21 protein-coding genes and 1 tRNA gene are annotated in these 18,828 nt (G+C 70.5%); 13 read left to right on the forward strand and 9 right to left on the reverse strand.

Annotated elements, in window-relative coordinates; genetic code table 11:
* Positions 1-56: 56 nt before the first annotated feature.
* The 3 genes from ACFVTX_RS03290 to ACFVTX_RS03300 are packed head-to-tail and all read right to left on the reverse strand — an operon-like array spanning position 57 to position 2,763.
* A complete protein-coding gene (locus ACFVTX_RS03290) occupies positions 57-833 on the reverse strand; it encodes an amino acid ABC transporter ATP-binding protein (protein WP_386898008.1) in 777 nt (258 codons plus the stop codon).
* Positions 830-1,840, reverse strand: a complete 1,011-nt coding sequence (locus ACFVTX_RS03295) for an amino acid ABC transporter permease (protein WP_386898009.1) — start codon at positions 1,838-1,840, stop codon at positions 830-832. Before ACFVTX_RS03295 ends, ACFVTX_RS03290 begins: the two co-directional genes overlap by 4 nt.
* Positions 1,841-1,860: 20 nt before the next feature.
* Positions 1,861-2,763 carry an ABC transporter substrate-binding protein gene (locus tag ACFVTX_RS03300; RefSeq protein ID WP_386898010.1) on the reverse strand — a complete coding sequence of 301 codons (903 nt, stop codon included), beginning with the start codon at positions 2,761-2,763 and terminating at the stop codon, positions 1,861-1,863.
* 276 nt (positions 2,764-3,039) lie between these two features.
* Between ACFVTX_RS03300 and ACFVTX_RS03305 the strand changes: the two genes are divergently transcribed.
* From ACFVTX_RS03305 to ACFVTX_RS03340, 8 genes are all read left to right on the forward strand, one after another.
* Positions 3,040-4,248, forward strand: coding sequence for an MFS transporter (locus ACFVTX_RS03305; protein ID WP_386898012.1), 1,209 nt, complete (start codon positions 3,040-3,042; stop codon positions 4,246-4,248).
* Between the two features lie 11 nt (positions 4,249-4,259).
* Positions 4,260-5,093, forward strand: coding sequence for an aldo/keto reductase (locus tag ACFVTX_RS03310; protein WP_386898014.1), 834 nt, complete (start codon positions 4,260-4,262; stop codon positions 5,091-5,093).
* Between the two features lie 171 nt (positions 5,094-5,264).
* A complete protein-coding gene (locus ACFVTX_RS03315; RefSeq protein WP_386898016.1) occupies positions 5,265-6,242 on the forward strand; it encodes a DUF4349 domain-containing protein in 978 nt (325 codons plus the stop codon).
* Positions 6,243-6,251: 9 nt separating this feature from the next.
* Positions 6,252-7,430 carry an acyl-CoA dehydrogenase family protein gene (locus ACFVTX_RS03320; RefSeq protein WP_386898017.1) on the forward strand — a complete coding sequence of 393 codons (1,179 nt, stop codon included), beginning with the start codon at positions 6,252-6,254 and terminating at the stop codon, positions 7,428-7,430.
* A gap of 90 nt (positions 7,431-7,520) precedes the next feature.
* Positions 7,521-7,667, forward strand: coding sequence for a hypothetical protein (locus tag ACFVTX_RS03325; protein ID WP_386898018.1), 147 nt, complete (start codon positions 7,521-7,523; stop codon positions 7,665-7,667).
* Positions 7,668-7,677: 10 nt separating this feature from the next.
* Positions 7,678-8,550, forward strand: a complete 873-nt coding sequence (locus tag ACFVTX_RS03330; protein WP_386898019.1) for a metal-dependent hydrolase — start codon at positions 7,678-7,680, stop codon at positions 8,548-8,550.
* Between the two features lie 38 nt (positions 8,551-8,588).
* Entirely contained in the window at positions 8,589-9,083 is a 495-nt protein-coding gene (locus tag ACFVTX_RS03335) for a cation:proton antiporter regulatory subunit (protein ID WP_386898020.1), read from the forward strand.
* A gap of 13 nt (positions 9,084-9,096) precedes the next feature.
* A complete protein-coding gene (locus tag ACFVTX_RS03340; protein ID WP_386898021.1) occupies positions 9,097-10,275 on the forward strand; it encodes a cation:proton antiporter in 1,179 nt (392 codons plus the stop codon).
* Positions 10,276-10,288: 13 nt separating this feature from the next.
* Here the strand turns inward: ACFVTX_RS03340 and ACFVTX_RS03345 are convergent, their stop codons facing one another.
* Complete coding sequence (locus ACFVTX_RS03345; protein WP_386898023.1) at positions 10,289-11,416, reverse strand: LLM class flavin-dependent oxidoreductase; 1,128 nt, start codon at positions 11,414-11,416, stop codon at positions 10,289-10,291.
* 169 nt (positions 11,417-11,585) lie between these two features.
* Between ACFVTX_RS03345 and ACFVTX_RS03350 the strand changes: the two genes are divergently transcribed.
* Entirely contained in the window at positions 11,586-12,272 is a 687-nt protein-coding gene (locus tag ACFVTX_RS03350; protein ID WP_386898025.1) for an NADPH-dependent F420 reductase, read from the forward strand.
* Between the two features lie 41 nt (positions 12,273-12,313).
* Positions 12,314-13,009 (forward strand): DNA alkylation repair protein, encoded by a 696-nt coding sequence (locus ACFVTX_RS03355; RefSeq protein ID WP_386898027.1) that lies wholly within the window; start codon positions 12,314-12,316, stop codon positions 13,007-13,009.
* A 21-nt stretch (positions 13,010-13,030) separates the two neighbouring features.
* On the opposite strand, the gene ACFVTX_RS03360 is transcribed toward ACFVTX_RS03355, so the two are convergent.
* The 5 genes from ACFVTX_RS03360 to ACFVTX_RS03380 form a co-directional block, all read right to left on the reverse strand.
* Positions 13,031-14,530, reverse strand: a complete 1,500-nt coding sequence (locus tag ACFVTX_RS03360; RefSeq protein ID WP_386898029.1) for an MFS transporter — start codon at positions 14,528-14,530, stop codon at positions 13,031-13,033.
* A gap of 96 nt (positions 14,531-14,626) precedes the next feature.
* Positions 14,627-14,699, reverse strand: a tRNA-Ala gene (locus ACFVTX_RS03365).
* A 58-nt stretch (positions 14,700-14,757) separates the two neighbouring features.
* Positions 14,758-15,765: a hypothetical protein gene (locus ACFVTX_RS03370; RefSeq protein ID WP_386898031.1), complete on the reverse strand. Its 1,008-nt coding sequence runs from the start codon at positions 15,763-15,765 to the stop codon at positions 14,758-14,760.
* Positions 15,766-15,819: 54 nt separating this feature from the next.
* Positions 15,820-16,482: a GNAT family N-acetyltransferase gene (locus ACFVTX_RS03375; RefSeq protein WP_386898033.1), complete on the reverse strand. Its 663-nt coding sequence runs from the start codon at positions 16,480-16,482 to the stop codon at positions 15,820-15,822.
* 1 nt (position 16,483) lies between these two features.
* The gene (locus ACFVTX_RS03380; RefSeq protein WP_386898035.1) at positions 16,484-17,383 is read right to left on the reverse strand and encodes a UTP--glucose-1-phosphate uridylyltransferase; all 900 of its coding nucleotides are present in this window, start codon (positions 17,381-17,383) and stop codon (positions 16,484-16,486) included.
* A 43-nt stretch (positions 17,384-17,426) separates the two neighbouring features.
* On the opposite strand from ACFVTX_RS03380, the gene ACFVTX_RS03385 reads away from it, so the two are divergent.
* Genes ACFVTX_RS03385 through mscL form a run of 3 tightly spaced genes read left to right on the forward strand, consistent with a single transcriptional unit; the run spans position 17,427 to position 18,791 of the window.
* Entirely contained in the window at positions 17,427-18,005 is a 579-nt protein-coding gene (locus ACFVTX_RS03385; RefSeq protein WP_386898037.1) for a 5-formyltetrahydrofolate cyclo-ligase, read from the forward strand.
* 34 nt (positions 18,006-18,039) lie between these two features.
* Entirely contained in the window at positions 18,040-18,303 is a 264-nt protein-coding gene (locus tag ACFVTX_RS03390) for an FmdB family zinc ribbon protein (RefSeq protein WP_386898039.1), read from the forward strand.
* A gap of 50 nt (positions 18,304-18,353) precedes the next feature.
* Positions 18,354-18,791 (forward strand): large conductance mechanosensitive channel protein MscL, encoded by a 438-nt coding sequence (gene mscL / locus ACFVTX_RS03395; RefSeq protein ID WP_386898041.1) that lies wholly within the window; start codon positions 18,354-18,356, stop codon positions 18,789-18,791.
* Positions 18,792-18,828: the final 37 nt, after the last annotated feature.

Below are 18,828 nucleotides of genomic sequence, written 5' to 3' on the forward strand. Positions count from 1 at the left end.
CCGGTGGGGCGGGCACGAATGCCTGCTCCACCGGGCTCACCGGATCGCGCTGCGGGTCAGAGCACCTTCGAGAGGAAGGCGCGGGTGCGCTGGTGCTGCGGGTTCGAGAGCACCTCGCGCGGATCGCCCTGCTCGACGACGACGCCGCCGTCCATGAAGACGAGCGTGTCGGCGACCTCGCGGGCGAAGCCCATCTCGTGCGTGACGACGATCATCGTCATGCCGCTCTTCGCCAGTTCCTTCATGACCTCGAGCACCTCGCCGACGAGCTCGGGGTCGAGCGCCGACGTCGGCTCGTCGAAGAGCATGAGCTTCGGCTCCATCGCGAGCGCCCGCGCGATCGCGACGCGCTGCTGCTGGCCGCCCGAGAGCTGCGACGGGTAGTAGTCGCTGCGCTCGGCGAGCCCCACGCGGGCGAGCAGCTCGAGCGCACGCGCCTTCGCCTGCGCCTTCGGGAGCTTCTTCTTCAGCAGCGTCGGCGCGAGCATCACGTTCTCGACGGCCGTCATGTGCGGGAACAGGTTGAAGCGCTGGAACACCATGCCGATGTCACGGCGCTGCTTCGCGGCATCCTTCGGGTGCAGCTCGTAGATCTTGTCGCCATGCTGCCGGTACCCGACGAGCTCGCCGTCGACCGACAGGCGACCGGCGCTCACCGTCTCGAGGTGGTTGATGCACCGGAGGAAGGTCGACTTGCCCGAGCCCGAGGGCCCGACGAGGCAGAGCACCTCGCCGCGCTTGACCTCGAGCGAGATCGAGCGCAGAACGGTGTTCGAGCCGTACGCCTTCGAGACGGCCTCGGCCTTCACCATGGGGGTGTCCGCGGCGTTCATGCGTCTCCTCCGGGTCGGTTCGAGGGCGAGGTCGCGCCCGGTTCGGCGTCGAGGTCGACCGCGGAGACCGCGCTCGTCTCGACCGTCGGCTTCTGCGGCAGCGGGCGCTGGTCGACGCCCTTCGCGAAGTGCCGCTCGAGGTAGTACTGGCCGACCATGAGGATCGAGGTGATCGCGAGGTACCAGATCGAGGCGACGATGAGCATCGGCACCGGCTGATACGTCTTCGCCGCGATGTCGGTCGTGCGGGTGAAGAGCTCGAGCGTGAACGGCACCGCCGTGACGAGCGAGGTCGTCTTCAGCATCGAGATGACCTCGTTGCCCGTCGGCGGGATGATCACGCGCATCGCCTGCGGCAGGATGACGCGGCTCATCGTGTGCCACCAGCCGAGGCCGAGGGCGGTGGCCGCCTCGTCCTGGCCCTTGTCGACGGCGAGGAGGCCGGCGCGCACGATCTCGGCCATGTACGCGGCCTCGTTGAGCGCGAGGCCGATGATCGCGAGGAAGAAGTAGCTGAACAGCTCGCTCGTGTCGAACGAGACCCACGGGTCGGTGAACGGGATGCCGATGTCGATCGTCTTGTAGATGACGCCGATGAGGCCCCAGAACACGAGCTGCACGTACACCGGGGTGCCGCGGAACAGCCAGAGGTACGCCCACGCCACCGACTTCACGACGGGGTTCGGCGAGAGGCGCATGATCGCGAGCGCGACGCCCAGCAGGATCGCGATGACCATCGAGTAGATCGTCAGCTGCAGGGTGTAGCCGGCGGCCTCGACGACGCGGGTGTCGAAGAGGTACTTGCCGACCTCGGGCCAGTTGTAGACCGGACGGTTGATCGCGGCGTCGACGATGAAGAGCACGGCGAGGGCCGCGAGCACGACGGCGAGCACGGTGCGCCACGGGTGGCGCAGCTTGATCGCCTTGATGGCCTCGGGCGGGGTCTCCGCTCCGGGGCCGGCCGGCGGAGTCGTGGACTCCGCCGGCCGGGACTGCATGTCGGACATGACTGCGGTGCCCTACCCGATCAGTTGGTGGCGCCGTTGATGACGGCCTCGTCGACCGCACCCGACTCGATGCCGGCCGCGGTGAGGATCTCGAGGTAGGTGCCGTCGTCGATGAGCGACTGGAGGGCGGCCTGCACGGCCTTCGTCATCTCGCTGCCCTTCTGGGTGGCGAAGCCGTACGGGGCGGCGTCGAACATCTCGCCGACGGTCTCGAGCTGGCCCTCGAGCTTCGAGACGGCGTCGCCGGTCACGGGCAGGTCGGCGGAGAAGGCGTCGGCCTTGCCGTTGACGACCGCGGTCGTCACCTCGGGCTGACCCTCGAAGGGCAGGATCTCGATGGCGGGCTTGCCCTCGTCGAGGCACTTCTGGTTGCGGGCGGGCAGCTCGTCGGTGTGCTGGATCGTGCCGGACTGCACGGCGACGGTCTTGCCGCACGCGTTGTCGGGGGTGATGTCGCTGCCGACGGGAGCGGCCCACAGGCTGCCCGCGTTCAGGAAGTCGACGAAGTCGACCGACTCCTGGCGCTCGACGGTGTCGGTGAACGACGACGAGCCCATGTCGAGCGCGTTCTCCTGGATGCGGGGGATGATGCTGTCGAAGCTCAGGATCTCCCACTCGGGCTCGAGGCCGAGCTTGGCGGAGACGGCCTCGGCGAGCGTGACGCCCCAGCCGGTCGGGTTGCCGGCGTCGTCCTTGAACTCGTTGGGCGGGTACTCGGCGTCGGTGCCGATGCGCAGCACGCCCGAGTCCTTGACCTCGGCGGGCAGCAGCGCGACCGCGGCGTCGTCGGCCGTGATCGAGGTCGTGGGGGCGTTGCTCTCGGCGGAGCCGCCCTCGCTGGCCGAGTTGTTCACGCAACCCGTGAAGAGCAGTGCCGCAGCGGAAGCCACGGCGGCCGGCAGGAGAAGTCGGCGGATGTTCATGTTTGGTACCTCTGTCGTCACGCGATCAATGGGGACAAGACGGCCGAGCGTATCGCAAGGCTCCGTCGCCGTACCGGTCGAGCCTAAACCACGGTTCCCCGCACGCGTGCATATCGCCGTATCACGATTCGGTCGCGATTGGTTTCGTTCGTTTCGAACAGAACTGACGCAAGATTCCGTACTTTTTGGCACCCGATGCCGCGCGAGCTGCGTTCGGCGCGGCGCACTCGGAGGATGCGCAGCCCGTGGCATCCCGCTCGATAGGCTGGGCCCACCGTGGGAAGCTACTCAGAACTGCTCAAGACCCAGGGCGTCGCACGCATCATCGCCGCCCAGCTGACGGCGCGCTTCCCGTTCGGAATGCTCTCGCTCGCGTTCCTCCTCCACGTCGAGCAGCAGACCGGCTCGTACGGCGCCGCCGGCCTCGTGCTCGCGGCCACCTCGATCGGCCAGGCCATCGCCGGGCCCTTCACGAGCCGGCTCATGGGCCGCTTCGGCATGCGCCCGGTGCTCATCATCACGCTCGTCGTGTGCGTCACCGGCGTCGTGGCGATCGGCGTGCTGCCGCTCACCATTCCCCTCTATATGGCGGTCGGGTTCGTCGCGGGGCTCGCGACCCCGCCCGTGCAGCCCGCCGTGCGCACCATCTACCCCAAGATGGTGAACTCGCGACAGCTCACCCCCCTGTTCTCGCTCGACGCCTCGGCGCAGGAGATCATCTGGGTCGTCGGCCCGGTCGTCACGACCTTCGTCTCGACGCAGATCGGCACCGTCTGGGGCATCCTGCTCGCGGCGCTGATGATGGTCGTCGGCGGCGCCTGGTTCATCGCCTCCCCCGAGCTCGGGCGCGTCCGCATCCCCCGCTCGAAGCGCAGGCTCGGCGTCGTGCTCACCCGGCCGCCCGTGCTCCTCGCGACCGTCGTCGGGTTCCTCCTCATCGGCGCGTGCGCCGCGATCGAGGCCGGCGTCGTCGCCGTGTTCGGGCACGACGGCGCCGAGGCGGGCATCGTGCTCGCGATCTTCTCGATCGGTTCGCTCGCCGGCGGCCTCTTCCTCGGGCACGTGCCGATCGGCCCCTGGTCGACCGCGCGCCGCATGTTCATCGTGTTCGCGGGCACCGCGCTCGCGGCCTTCGTCATGGACTTCTGGTGGCTCTCGATCACCCTCTTCATCGCCGGCATCGGCATCGCCCCGGCCCTCGCGGTGCTCTTCGCGATCGTCTCGTCGAGCGTGAAGTTCTCCGACACCGCCGAGGCGTACGGCTGGGTCGGCACGGGCCAGCTCATCGGCGCCGCGCTCGGTTCGGCGCTGGCCGGGTTCCTCATCGACGGCTACGGCGCGCAGGGCGCGTTCTGGGCGGCGACCGGGCTCGCCTTCTTCGGCTTCCTGGTGCCCGCGCTCGCGCGCAAGTGGCATCCCGATCTCCGGGGCCGCGACGCGTCCCCGATCCCCGACACCGCACCGGTGCCGATGCAACCGAGTTAGAGAACGTTCGGATGTCACGCAATCTCGATCCAGCACCGCTCGTGCCGCTCGCCGACGGCACAGCCGTCCCGCAGCTCGGCTACGGCCTCTACAAGGTGCCGCCCGCCGATGCGATGCGGCTCAGCCTCGAGGCGATCGACGCCGGCTACCGCCACCTCGACACGGCCGCGTTCTACGGCAACGAGCGCGAGGTCGGTGAGGCGGTGCGCGCCGCACCCGTTCCGCGCGACGAGCTCTTCGTCACGAGCAAGGTCTGGAAGGACGACAACGGCTACGACGAGACCCTCCGCGCCTTCGACGCCTCGATGGGGCGGCTCGGGCTCGAGCGGCTCGACCTCTTCCTCATCCACTGGCCGGTGCCCTCGACCGACCGCTACGTCGACACCTGGCGGGCGCTCGTGCGGCTGCGCGAGGAGGGCCGGGTGCGCTCGATCGGCGTCGCGAACTTCCACGCGCACCACCTCGAGCGCATCATCGGCGAGACCGGCGTCGCGCCCGTCGTGAACCAGGTCGAGCTGCACCCATGGCTCCCGCAGCGCGAGCTGCGCGCGTTCGACCTGGCCCACGGCATCCTCACCGAGGCCTGGTCGCCCCTCGCCCGCGGGCGGGTGCTCGACGACCCGGTGCTCGCCGCCATCGCAGCACGTCACGATCGCACCCCCGCGCAGATCGTGCTGCGCTGGCATGTGCAGCTCGGCAATATCGTGATTCCGAAGGCGTCGTCGCCCGAGCGGATCCGCGAGAACCTCGACGTCTTCGACTTCGAGCTCCGCCTCGGCGACCTGGCCGAGATCGCGGCGCTCGAGAGCGGCGAACGCACGGGGCGCGACCCCGATCTCGACTGAGCGCCGCACTCGATCGCGCCCGCAGGCACCCCGAGCGCGGGACCCGGCTCAACCCCTGATCACGGCCCGATCACGACTCGATCACGGCCTGGTCACAGCGCAATCCGATCGTGACCCGACTCCCAGCGGGCGCCCAGACATCGGCTCCCGGCACGGCCCTAGCCTGACCGCATGAGACGACTCGTACCCGCGGCCGCAGCCGCCGCACTCACCGCCCTGCTCCTCGCCGGATGCTCCATGGGTTCGGGCGTCGAGAGCAGCAGCCACGAACCCCCGATGCCCGCCGACGGCGGCACCGCCGAGGAGTTCGACCAGTCCGGGGCGACGGGCGACGGCGCCCAGTCCGGCGCCGACGACGCCGCGACCCAGAGCGTCATCACGACCGGTCGCATGTCCATCACCGTCGACGATCCGATCGCCACGGCCGAGGACGCCGCCGACCTGGCCCGCGACGCAGGCGGCCGCATCGAGAGCCGCACCGAGCAGCCGGGCACCGACGCCTCCGCGCCGAGCGCGCAGCTGGTGCTGCGGGTGCCGGCCGACGAGCTCGACGGCGTCGTCGACGGGCTGCGCGAGCTCGGCGAGGTCAACGGCATCGCGATGGAGGAACAGGATGTCACCGCGCAGCGCAAGGACCTCGACGCGCGCATCGAAGCGCTCTCGGCCTCGGTCGACCGCCTCGAGCAGCTGCTCGCCCAGGCCACGACGATCACCGACCTCATCGCGATCGAATCCGAGCTGACCACGCGGCAGGCCGAGTTCGACAGCCTGACCCAGCAACGCGACTGGCTCGTCGACCAGGTCGACTACTCGACCCTCTCCGTCGAGCTCATCACCGTCGAGACCGCGCCCGAGACCGCGCCTGACGACTTCTGGAGCGGCCTCGCCGCTGGCTGGGCTGCACTCACCGTCTTCGCCTCGGCGCTCGCGGTGGCCCTCGGCGTGCTGCTGCCGTGGATCGCGGTGCTGCTCGTCATCGCGGCGATCATCGTGCTCGTCGTCGTGCTCGCCACGCGCGGGCGGCGACGTGCGGTGCAGGCGCAGCCCACGGAGGCGAAGCCCGCTGAGCCGCAGCCGACGCCGACGGAGTCGCGGCCGATGCCCCCGATGCCCCCGGCGCCCTCCTCCGACGAGGAGCCGCGGGCGTAGTCTGGCGTCGTGAGCGCGACCACCGAGAACCCGACGCCAGAGACCCTGCTCGACGACGAACTGCTCGAACGGTTCCGCGCACGGGCGGGCGAGTACGACCGCGACAACGCCTTCTTCGACGACGACCTCGCCGAGCTGCAGTCGATCGGGTACCCGACGGCGCTCGTGCCTCGCGAGTTCGGCGGCCTCGGCTGGTCGACGCTCGACGTCGTGCAGGCCCAGCAACGCCTCGCGGGCGCCGCCCCCGCGACGGCGCTCGCGATCAACATGCACCTTGTGTGGACGGGCGTCGCGAAGGTGCTCCGCGACCGCGGCGACGACTCGCTCGAGTTCGTGCTCCGCGAGGCGGGCACGGGCGAGCTGTTCGGCTTCGGCATCAGCGAGGCCGGCAACGACCTCATGCTGTTCGGTTCGCGCTCGGTCGCCGACCCGCAGCCCGACGGCGGGTACCGCTTCACCGGCCGCAAGATCTTCACCTCGCTCTCGCCCGCGTGGACGCGGCTCGGCACGATGGGCCTCGACACCGTCTCGCCCGACGCGCCGAAGCTCGTGTACGGCTTCATCGACCGCGAGGACCCCGACGTCAAGGTCCTCGACGACTGGGACACGATGGGCATGCGGGCGAGCCAGAGCCGCACGACCGTGCTCGACGGCGCCTACGCCCCCGCCGACCGCATCGTGCGCCGTCTCGACCCGGGCCCCAACGCCGATCCGCTGATCTTCGGCATCTTCGCGAACTTCGAGCTGCTGCTCGCCTCGGTGTACACGGGCATCGGCGCCCGCGCCCTCGATCTCGCGGTGGCCGCCGCGCACCGTCGCACCTCGATGAAGTCCGACGGCCGGCCGCTCGCGCACGACCCCGATATCCGCTGGCGCGTCGCGGACGCCGCGCTCGCGTACGACGCGATCCCGCCGCAGCTCGAGGCCGTCGCGCGCGACCTCGACGGGCTCGTCGACCACGGCGCAGCCTGGTTCCCGAAGCTCGTCGGCGTGAAGGTGCGCGCCACCGAGACCGCGAAGCACGTCGTCGACCAGGCGGTCCGAGTGGCTGGCGGCTCGAGCTACTTCGCAGGATCCGAGCTCGGCCGGCTCTACCGCGACGTGCTCGCTGGCATCTTCCACCCCTCCGATGACGAGTCGGCCCACGCGACGGTCGCGAACGCCTGGCTCGGCCCCGTCCCCGACTGAGGTCGCCGCGTTGGCTAGACTTGCGAGGGCGGCGAACGTCGCCAACGCACTTTGGAGGTCGTTGTGAACGTCGTCGCCACCGTCATCGCCATGGCACTTTTCGTCTTCGGCATGTGGGTCATGAGCATCGCGCCCGAGGTGGCCGGCTTCCAGGCCGCGACCTTCTTCAGCGGCATCATCGCGGTCTCGCTCGCCCTCGCCATCCCGTTCCACGTGCTCGGCCGCGCCGACGACTGAGCCCGCCCCGATGACCCTCCCCGCCCGGAGCACCCGCGTCACGTACCCGAGCGGCTCGCTGCGCGAGCAGGCTCGGGTGCTGCACGTCGAGCCCGCCGCCGACGGCCTCCTCGCCGTCGTCACCGACACGACCCCGTTCCACCCGGTCGACGCCGCCTGGCCCGACCAGCCGGCCGACACGGGCGAGCTCGTCGTGGGCGGCATCACCCTGCCGATCCGCGACGCGGTCGTCGCCGCGAGCGACGGCACGGCACTGCACCTCGGCGCCGACATCCCGGTGCGCAAGGGCACCGAGGGCTGGGTGTTCGTCGTCGCGCACCTCGTCGACGCCGGTTCGGCCGTCGCCGAGGGCGACGAGGTCGAGATCAGTGCGGATGCCACGGCGCGCCGCGCCCTCTCCGCCGGGCACACGGCCTGCCACGCGGCATCCCTCGCCCTGAACCTCGCCCTCGAAGGCCGCTGGTCGAAGAGCGCCCGCACCGACGCGCTCGGCCGCCCCGACTTCGACGGCATCGCGATCGCGTCGAGCCTCATCGAGCCGAACGGCTCGCTCGACCGCTACCGCCTCAACAAGTCGCTGCGCCGCGCCGGGTTCGACGTCGCGGGCCTCGCCGACGAGCTCGACGCGCTCGGCGGCGCCGTCACCGCGACGATCGCCGAGTGGGTCGCCGCGGGTTCGCCCGTGCGCATCGACCGCGAGGGCGACGGGCTCACCGATCGACGCAGCTGGGTCGCCGAACTCCCGGCCGGCACCGCGGCGATCGCCTGCGGCGGCACGCACGTCGACTCGCTCGCCGAACTCGGTGCCGTGGCGGTCTCGTTCGAGCTCGTCGACGACGCCGGCACCCCCGTGCTCGAGATGCGCACGCGCACGGACGCCTGAGCGGCCGCGGCACCGCCGAACAGGGTTACGATACCGACGTGGGTATTCGCATCGAGAAGGTCGATCTGCCCGGGATCGGCGTACGTCACGACCTCGTGACCGAAGCCGGGCGCCGCATCAGCGTGGTCTCGCATCGTGACGGCGAGCGTGATCTCGGGGTCTTCGACATCGACGACCCCGACGCGTGCCGCGACTCCGTCGCGCTCAACGACGACGAGGCCGCAGCCCTCGCCGACGTGCTCGGCGCCTCCGTCATGCTGAGCCGGCTCACGAGCCTCTCCGACGAGACCGCCGGCCTCTACACCGAGCAGATCACCCTGCCCACCGACTCCCCATACCTCAACGCGACCCTCGGCGACACGAAGGCCCGCACCCGCACGCACGCCTCGATCGTGGCGATCGTGCGCGACGGCCAGGTGATCCCCTCGCCGACGCCCGCCGAGTCGCTGCGTGCGGGCGACGTGATCGTCGCCGTCGGCACCCGCGAGGGGCTCGACGGCGTCTCCCGGCTGCTCGCCAACGGACCCGACTGACGCCGGGCCCCGCATGCATGAGACCACGCTCCTCCTCATCGAAGTCGGCGCGCTCCTTCTCTGCATGAGCCTGCTGGGGCGACTCGCCCTCCGCATCGGGCTGTCACCGATCCCGTTCTACCTCCTGCTCGGCCTCGCCTTCGGCGAGGGCGGCATCATCCCGTTCGACGCGAGCATCGAGTTCCTCCAGACCGGCTCCGAGATCGGCGTCATCCTGCTGCTCGCGCTCCTCGGACTCGAGTACACCGCGAGCGAGCTCTTCGACAGCCTGAAGTCGGCGCGCAAGCCCGGCATCGTCGACGGCCTGCTCAACGCCCTGCCGGGTGCGGCCCTCGCGCTCATCCTCGGCTGGGGGCCGGTCGCCGCGGTCGCACTCGCCGGGGTGACGTGGGTGTCGTCGTCGGGCGTGATCGCGAAGCTCCTGCGCGACCTCGGCCGTCTCTCCAACCGCGAGACCCCGGCCATCCTCGGCGTGCTCGTCATCGAGGACCTCGCGATGGCGTTCTACCTGCCGGTGCTCTCGGCGATCGTGATCGGCGTGAGCCTCTGGCAGGGCGCCATCGCCGTCGCGGTCGCGGTCGCCGTCGTCGCGATCATCCTCTACATCGCGCTCCGCCACGGACACCTCGTGTCGAGGCTCTTCCCCGCCGATCATTCCGAACCGCTGCTGCTCGGGGTGCTCGGCCTCACGATGCTCGTCGCCGGGCTCGCCCAGGAGGTGTCGGTCTCGGCCGCGGTCGGCGCGTTCCTCGTCGGCATCGCCCTCTCGGGGCGGGTGGCGGCGAACGCGAGCCAGGTGCTCACGCCGCTCCGCGACCTGTTCGCGGCCACGTTCTTCGTGTTCTTCGGCCTCACGACCGATTCGTCCAAGCTGTTCTCGATGCTGCTGCCCGCGCTCCTGCTCGCCGTGATCACGATCGTGACGAAGCTCATCACCGGCGCCTACGCCGCCCGCAGGGCGGGCGTCGGCACGCTCGGCCAGTGGCGTGCGGGCTTCTCGCTGGCGCCGCGCGGCGAGTTCTCGATCGTCATCGCCGGCCTCGCGGTGGGCGCGGGCGTCGAGCCCGCGATCGCCCCGCTCGCGACCGCGTACGTGCTCATCACGATCATCGCCGGCACGTTCCTTGCGCGGTTGCCGGATGCGACGTGGTTCCGCGCGGCGGTGCGGGCCCGCCAGCAGGCTCGGGCGTAGGCGCCCCGCGCCCCTACCGGCCCGGCTCGGCGTTCGCCGCCGCGTCGGCCCGGTCGGCCGCGGCGAGCGCCGCCGCGGCGTCGAGCCCGGCGTCGGCCGCGTCGGCCTCGGCGAGCAGTTCGCGCACGCGAGGCACGACCTCGCTGCCGTAGCGTTCGATGCTGCCCATCATCGCCGCGTGCGGCAGGGTGCCGTTCGAGTACTTGAGGTCGAAGCGCACTGCGCCGATGGTGCGCATCGCGGCGGCGATCTTGCGTGCGACGGTCTCGGGCGATCCCGCGTAGAGCGCACCGTGCTCGGAGGCATCGGCCTCGAACTGCTCGCGCGTCGCCGGGCCCCAGCCGCGCTCGCGCCCGATGCGGTCGCGCATGGCCTTGAAGTGCGGCCAGAGCGTGTCGAGCGCCTCCTGGTCGGTGTCGGCGACGAAGCCCGGCGAGTGGATCGCGACGGGCTGCTCGGGCTTGCCGAACTGACCGAGCGCCTTGCGGTAGAGCTCGGCGAGCGGGGCGAAGCGGGCGGGGCTGCCGCCGATGATCGCGAGCACGAGCGGAAGCCCGTAGTGCGCGGCGCGCACGACCGATTCGGGGCTGCCGCCCACACCGATCCACGTCTTCAGGTGGCCGTGTTCGACGGGCGGGTACACGCGCTGGTTCTCGAGCGGGGGCCGCAGTTCGCCGCTCCAGGTGACGGGCTCCTGCTCGAGGAGCGCGGCGAAGAGTTCGAGCTTCTCCTCGAAGAGCTCCTGGTACTGGGCGAGGTCGTACCCGAAGAGGGGGAAGGACTCGATGAACGAGCCGCGGCCGAGGATGACCTCGGCGCGCCCGCCCGAGAGCCCGTCGAGGGTCGCGAAGCGCTGGAACACGCGGACGGGGTCGTCGGAGCTCAGCACGGTGACGGCGGAGCCGAGGTGGATGCGTTCGGTGCGGCCGGCGATGGCGCCGAGCACGACCTCGGGTGCGGAGACGGCGAACTCGTGGCGGTGGTGCTCGCCGATGCCGAAGAAGTCGAGACCGAGACGGTCGGCGAGCACGGCTTCATCGACGACGTTCCGCAGCACCTGCGCGTGCGACAGCTTCGAGCCGTCGGCGGCGTTCGTGACATCCCCGAAGGTGTCGAGTCCGAATTCGTAGCGCTCGGTCATGCCGGCCCTTCTCTCCACGTCTGCATGCGTACGCATACTCCTGGCGAAACCCGTGACGTCACGAGACTATTCCCGGCGACCACCGAAGGCCAGCGCTCCCGGGGCGACCAGCCCCCGGGAATGCCGGGCGGCGGCGCCCGGTTGAAATCCATGTCGACGCATCCACCTCGTGGCATCGCGTCGGGAATGGGAGCATGGAGCAGTGACGGAACGTCAGGTGATCGGCATCTACGGCGCGGGAAAAGTGGGCACCGCCCTCGCCCGCCTGCTCGTGGACGCCGGGTACCGCGTGCTGCTCTCGGGTTCGCCTCGCCAGACCGCGCTCGAACTCCTCGTCGGCGTCGTCGCGCCCGGCGCCGAGGTGGTCTCCCCCGAGGCGCTCGCCGCCGAAGCTCGCATCATCATCGTCGCCGTGCCGTTCGGCAAGGCGGGCACCGTGCCGTGGACCGCGTTCGACGGCCGCATCGTCGTCGACGCCATGAACTACTGGCCGCCCGTCGACGGCAACATCGCCGAGGTCGACGCCGACCCGCGCACGACGAGCGAGCAGAACGCCGAGCGCAACCCTCGCGCCCGGGTCGTGAAGTCGCTCAACCACCTCGGGTACCACGAGATGGAGGACGACAGCCTCCCCGCCGGCGACCCGCTGCGACGCGCGCTCGCCGTCGTCGGCGATGACGCCGACGCCCGCGCCGAGGTCGCCGCCCTCATCGACGCCATCGGTTTCGACCCCGTCGACGGCGGCGCGCTCGCGCACGGCCTCGCACTCGAACCCGGCCACCCCGCGTTCGGCCGCGAACTCTCGGCCGCCGAACTCGCCGCCCTCCTCACCCCCGTCGCCCACCTCGCCGCCTGAGCGTCGTACGCTGATCCCACGCAGGCAGCGAGGGGACGCGAATGGCCGAGGCCGCCGAACTCATCGAACAGCTCGGCGCGCTCGCGAGCGAGGCCGAGCGGGTGAAGTACCGCCGCTACTTCCCCGACGACCCGTCCGCACCGTTCATCGGCGTGCGCATGGGGGCCGTGTTCGAACTCGCGAAGCAGCACCTCGAACTCCCCGCGGGCGACATCGAACGACTGCTCGAGGAGCCCACGCACGAGGTGCGCGCCCTCGCGTGCAGCATCATGGGCAAGTCCGCCGCGCACCGCGCGAGCACCGAAGCCCGCCGCACCGAGCTGTACGAGCTCTACCTCGCCCGCCACGACCGGATCGACCAGTGGGACCTCGTCGACCTGGCTGCGCGCGACGTCATCGGCGCGCACCTCCTCACCCGTGATCGCAGCCCGCTCGACCGGCTCGCGGCATCCGACTTCTGGCCCGAACGCCGCACCGCGCTCGTCGCGACGTTCGCCTTCCTCAAGCGCGGGCAGGTCGACGACGCCTTCGATCTCGCCGAGCGCCTCGCGCTCGACGAGGCGCCGTTCGTGCAGAAGGCGGTGGGGTGGGTGCTCCGCGCGGCCGGCGACCTCGACGAGGCGCGGCTCGTCGCGCTCGTCGAGCGGCACGCAGCACGAATGCCGAGGGTCGCGCTGCGCGCTGCGATCGAGCACCTCCCGAAGGAGGAGCGGACGCGCATCCTCGCGATCCGCTGACCGCTGCGGCCCGCCGATCGATCAGGCGGGCTCGGATGCCTCGGCGTCCCCGCCGAGCGGTCGGCGCTCGCGTCGACGCCAACCGAGATCGGCGACGCCGATCGCGAAGGCGATCGCGACGAACACCGCGACCGCGAGCATCCCGACGCCGTAGGCGTCGTGGTAGACCTCGAGGTCGGGCTCGCCCTGCGACTCGCGGAAGATCGTCGAGTAGAACAGCGACAGCGTCACCGCCGTGCCGATCGCCGTGCCGATGCGCTGCCCCAGCTGGCCCACCGAACCCGCGAGACCGCCCTGCTTGACCGGGATGTCCATGAGCGTCAGCGTCTGGTTCGGCGAGACGACGAGCCCGCCGCCCGCACCGCCGATGATCATCGCTCCCGCCATCGCCCACGGGGTCACCTCGGGCGGCGTCACGATCGCGAGGAACACGAGCAGTCCGATGCCGACGAGCAGCAGCACGAGGCCCCACACGACGAGCGGACGCCCGATGCGGTTCACGAGGTTGCCGCCCACCCACGAGCCGATCGCGCTCATCAGCGCGAAGCCGATGCCGACCATGCCCGCGTAGACCGCCTCGAGGCCGAGCCCGTGCTGCAGATACAGGGTCGTCAGCAGGAACATCGACGGCATCGCCGCGAAGTACACGCTCGCGAGGGCCGTGCCGTTGCGGAACGACGGCACGGAGAACAGGGTCAACGGCACGAGCGGGTGCCGGCCCGTGGCCGCATAGTGGCGCTCCCACGCGATGAACGCGGTCACGGCGAGCACGAAGACGACGAGCACCCACCAGCGCGCCGGGTCGTCGTCGGGCGAACCAGTCGTGAAGAGGAACGGCCACATCAACGAGATCACGGTGATCGCGAACAGCAGGATGCCGACCGGATCGAGCGAGAGCGGCTTGTCGCTCGGCTTACGGGTCTCGGGGAGGAGCCAGATCGCGAGCGCGATCGCCGCGAGGGCGAGCGGCACGTTCATCCAGAAGATGCCGCGCCAGCCGTCTTCGGGGCCGCCGATCGCGATCATGAGCCCGCCGAGCGTCGGGCCGAACGCCGTCGCGAGCCCGATCGTCGCACCGAAGAGGCCGAACGCCTTGCCGCGCTCCTTGCCGTGGAAGAGCTCCTGGATGATGCCGAGCACCTGCGGCATCTGGATGCCGGCCGCGACGCCCTGGAGGAGCCGCGCGACGAGCAGCACCGCCGCGTTCGGCGCGAGCGCCGCCGCGAGGCTCGTGATGGTGAAGAGGCTGAGGCCCACGACGAAGAGCGTCTTGCGCGAGCGCTGGTCGCCGATGCGACCCGCAGGCACGAGCGTGAGGCCGAACGTCAGCACGTAGCCCGCGACGATGAGCTGCAGCTCGGTCGAGCCGGCGTCGAAGGCGTCCTCGATGGCGGGGAGGCCGACGTTCACCTTCGAGAGGTCGAGGATCGTGAGGGCCGCGACTGCGACGCACACCCAGTACGCACGCCAGCGGTGCTGCTCGGAGAGCGGAATGGACCGGGTGACGGGAGGCACTGACATCCCGTCAAGCCTATGCCCGGGTGACGACGCGAACGTGCGGCAGGCCGCCGGGGGAAGCACGAAGGGCTCCCGCGATGCGGGAGCCCTTCGACTCGGTGGACCCAGGGGGATTCGAACCCCCGACCTTCTCATTGCGAACGAGACGCGCTACCAACTGCGCCATGGGCCCGAGCGAGAAAAAGCCTATCACCACTCGAGGGGTGGTTCTGACCACTCGGCCGCGCGGCTCACCCCGCCGCGCGACGACGGCGGAGCACCGCGTCGAGGTCGTCGATGCCGAGGCGCGTCTCGTCGATGATGCCCATGCGCGCATACGGGTTCGCGGTCTCGGGTGCGCGCCCAGCGGTCTCGCGCCGGCTGCGCTCGGGGGCGGATGCCGCGGGGCTGATCTTCGGCACCTCGGGCGCGAGCCGCTCGGCTCGACGCGCGATCTCGGCCTCGGACTCGATGCGCTTGAGTTCGGCGGCCGCCTCGATCGACGCCATCGCGGTCGCGGCGATCGTTCCGCGCGACAGGTGCAGGGGGCGCGGCAGCGGCCGCGGCGTCCATCCGGCGGCTTCCGTCTCGGGGTCGGCGAATTCGATCGGCTCGAACTCGGCGGACTCTCGGATCATCGGTGCGACGATCGCGGTCGGCGATGCCGCCGGACGCACCCGCGCGAGCGCGACGAGCCCGCCGAACGCCGCGACGAACACGAGCCCGGCGACCCCAGCGATGACGAGAGAAGCGCCGAACAGCGCGGCGATGAGCCCGCCGACGGCGGTGACGAGCGCTGCGAGGGCGATGAGCGAGCATGCGGCACGCTTGCGGCGCAGCGCGAGCCGTGCGGCGCGAGCCGCCGATTCGGGGGCGACCGGCAGCGTGATGGGCTCGGTCACGGTGGCGTGCGCGGCGCGGGCCGCCTCAGCGCGTGCGCGCGCGGCATCCGCCGCTTCTTCGGCCTCGTGGCGCTCAGCGATCGCGATCTGCTCGGCCGCTTCGGCGGCGAGCCTCGCCGTCGCCTCGTGCTCGTGCAGGATGCGCTGCTGCGCGGCGACCTCTCGGGCTGTCGCCTCGACGACGACCGCCTCGGGGGTCTCGGCCGTCTCGGCGAGGATGCGGAGCGTCTGCTGCAGGCGCACGGCGTTTCGCTCGGTCGCGAGGTACTGCCTGCGGCGCAGCCAGTTCGGCAGCAGGTACGCGATCCACAGGGCGGCGGCCACCGCCACCAGGACTCCCCCGCCGATCACATCCATGGCGACAACATTAAGTCACCCGGGGCCGCTCCCGACGGACAGACCCGGGCGTGTTCAGCGATCTCTCAGGGGAAGCGGCTGTTTGCTCGCGGCCAGGTCGACCGCGGTGACCCGGGCGGCGTCGGCGGGGGCACGCCCGTCGCGCCAGCGGCGGAGGACGCCGTGAGGCACCTCCTCGGCGACGAGGGCGAACGAGAAGTGGTCGCGCCAGGCACCGTCGATGTGGATGAAACGGCGCCGGAGCCCCTCGTAACGGAAGCCGAGCTTCTCGACGACGCGCAGCGACGGGCCGTTCTCGGGGCGGATGCAGATCTCCATGCGGTGCAGGCGCAGCACGCTGAAGCAGTAGTCGGTCGCGAGCGCGACCGCCGTCGGCGTGATGCCACGACCCGCGACCTCTTCGGAGACCCAGTACCCGATCGACGCCGAGGAGAGCGAGCCGTAGCTGATCGAGGAGACGTTGAGCTGCCCGACGAGCTGCCCGTCGACCTCGACGACGAAGGGCAGCCCGTGGCCGCCCCGTGCGTGCGCGAGGAGGTTGCGGATCGAAGCCCGCGCGTCGATGAACGAGCCGCCGCCCGGATACGTCGCCTCCCACTGCCGCAGCCATCCGCGGTTCGCGAGCAGCACGCGCTCGAGCGTCTTCGCGTCGCGGACGCGGATCGGGCGGAGCGTGACCTCACCGTCGCGGAGTGTCGGAAGTGGGACTGCGGCCACGTCAGTCGGCTTCGAAGGTGCTCGTGTACTCGGCGAGCCAGGTCTTGAGGTCGGTGCCGAGGTCGTCGCGGTCGGCAGCGAGCTGGATCACGGCCTTGATGTAATCGAGCTTGTCACCCGTGTCATACCTGCGGCCACGGAACACGACCCCGTACACGCCACCCGTGCCCTCGACATCCTCGGCCATCGTCATCAACGCATCCGTCAACTGGATCTCACCACCCTTGCCCGGCGCCGTCCGCGCGAGCACCCCGAACACCTCGGGCTTCAACACATACCGGCCGATCACCGCATAGTTCGACGGCGCGTCCTCCTTCGCCGGCTTCTCCACCAACCCCGTCACCCGCACCACATCCGGATCACCCGTCGCCTCGACCGCCGCCGCACCGTACAGATGGATCGAGTCCGGATCGACCTCCAACAACGCCACGATCGACGCGTCCCGCTCGACCTGCTCAGCCAGCATCTTCGTCAACAACTCATCACGCGCATCGATCAGGTCATCACCCAGCAGCACCGCGAACGGCTCATCACCCACATGCATCCGCGCCCGCGACACCGCATGCCCGAGCCCCAACGGGTCGCCCTGCCGCACATAATGCATGTCCGCCAACCCGGTCGACTCGTTCACCTTCTCGAGCTTGACCGTGTCACCCTTACGCGCCAGAGTCGCCTCCAACTCCGCGACCCGATCGAAATGATTCTCCAACGCGTTCTTGTTCCGACCCGTGACCACCAGCACATCCGTCAACCCCGCAGCCACCGCCTCCTCGACCACGTACTGGATCGCCGGCTTGTCGACCACCGGAAGCATCTCCTTCGGCATCGCCTTCGTCGCCGGAAGGAACCGCGTCCCCAACCCAGCCGCAGGAATGACCGCCTTCGTGATCCGTTGAGTCATGGGCACCAGCGTAGCCGGAAGCCCCAGGCCTAGGATGTGTGGCATGCCCGAGGATCCGGACGTCCAGAAGCGCATCCTTCGCGCCGAGCTGCGTGAACGACGCCGCAACATGACGGCGCACGAACGCACGCTCGCGACCGAGGGCTTCACCGCCCGGCTCGAGGAGCTCATCGGCTCGACCGGGGCCGAGACCGTCTCGTGCTACCTCTCGATGCCGTCAGAGCCCGACACGAGGCCCTTCGTGAACTGGGCGGAGGCACGTGGCATCCGCGTGCTCTTCCCGATCACCCGCGAGGACGGCCTGCTCGACTGGACCGTCGGGGAGGAGGCGAGCGAGACGGTCGGCCTCCACGGCACGCCCGAGGCCGTCGGCGAACTGCTCGGACCGATGGCGATCAACGACGTCGACCTCATCCTGATCCCGGCCGCCGCGATCGACGAGACGGGCATGCGACTCGGCTGGGGTCGGGGCTATTTCGACAAGACCCTCGGATCGATGGGAAAATGTCCTCCGGTGTACGCAGTGGTCTACGACAGCGAGTTCGTCGAGCACGTGCCGCGCGAGGTGCACGATCAACCGGTGAACGGCGTCGTGACCCCCACCCGCATCATCGCCTTCTGACCGGATCGGCCGGTCTCCCAGACCGGAGAATCCCATGCCCACCTACTCCTACCGCTGCACCGAGTGCGACAACGCCTTCGACATCCACCAGGCGTTCACCGACGACACGCTGACGGTGTGCGAGGTCTGCGGCGGCAAGCTCCGCAAGCTCTTCAACACGATCGGCGTGACGTTCAACGGCTCGGGTTTCTACCGCACCGACTCGCGGGCGGGCGGCGGTTCGTCGTCGACCGCGGCGAAGCCCGCTTCGTCCTCAGGCAGCGGAAGCGCCGGGTCGAGCTCCCCCGCATCCAGCTGACCGTCAGCTAGCGTGGTGCCCGTCCTATCAGACACCGGGAGGGGAAAGCCGTGATCAAGGGCTTCAAAGAATTCATCATGCGCGGCAACGTCATCGACCTCGCCGTCGCAGTCGTCATCGGTGCGGCGTTCACCGCGGTGGTCACCTCGATCGTCGAGAACCTCATCAACCCGCTCCTCGGGTTCCTGTTCAAGGCGGACAGCCTCGACAACGCGCTGGTCTGGACGGTGGGCGAGGCCCAGTTCAAGTTCGGCGCGATCATCGGCGCGATCATCTCGTTCCTCGCGGTCGCCGCCGTCGTGTACTTCGTGTTCGTCATGCCGATGAACCACTTCAAGGAGCGCGCCGAGGCGAAGCGCAAGGCCGGTCAGCCCGACCCCGAAGAGCCCGAGACCGAGCTCACGGTGCTCGCGCAGATCCGCGACCTCCTCGCCGAGCAGGGCCCGGTCGCCGGCGGCCCGGGTGCCGGACGGCACGCGGGCGACTAGACCCCGAGCGCTTCGGGCGCTCCGACAGGACGAGCCG

It is taken from the genome of Agromyces sp. NPDC058136, assembly GCF_042884375.1.
Classification (GTDB): Bacteria; Actinomycetota; Actinomycetes; order Actinomycetales; family Microbacteriaceae; genus Agromyces.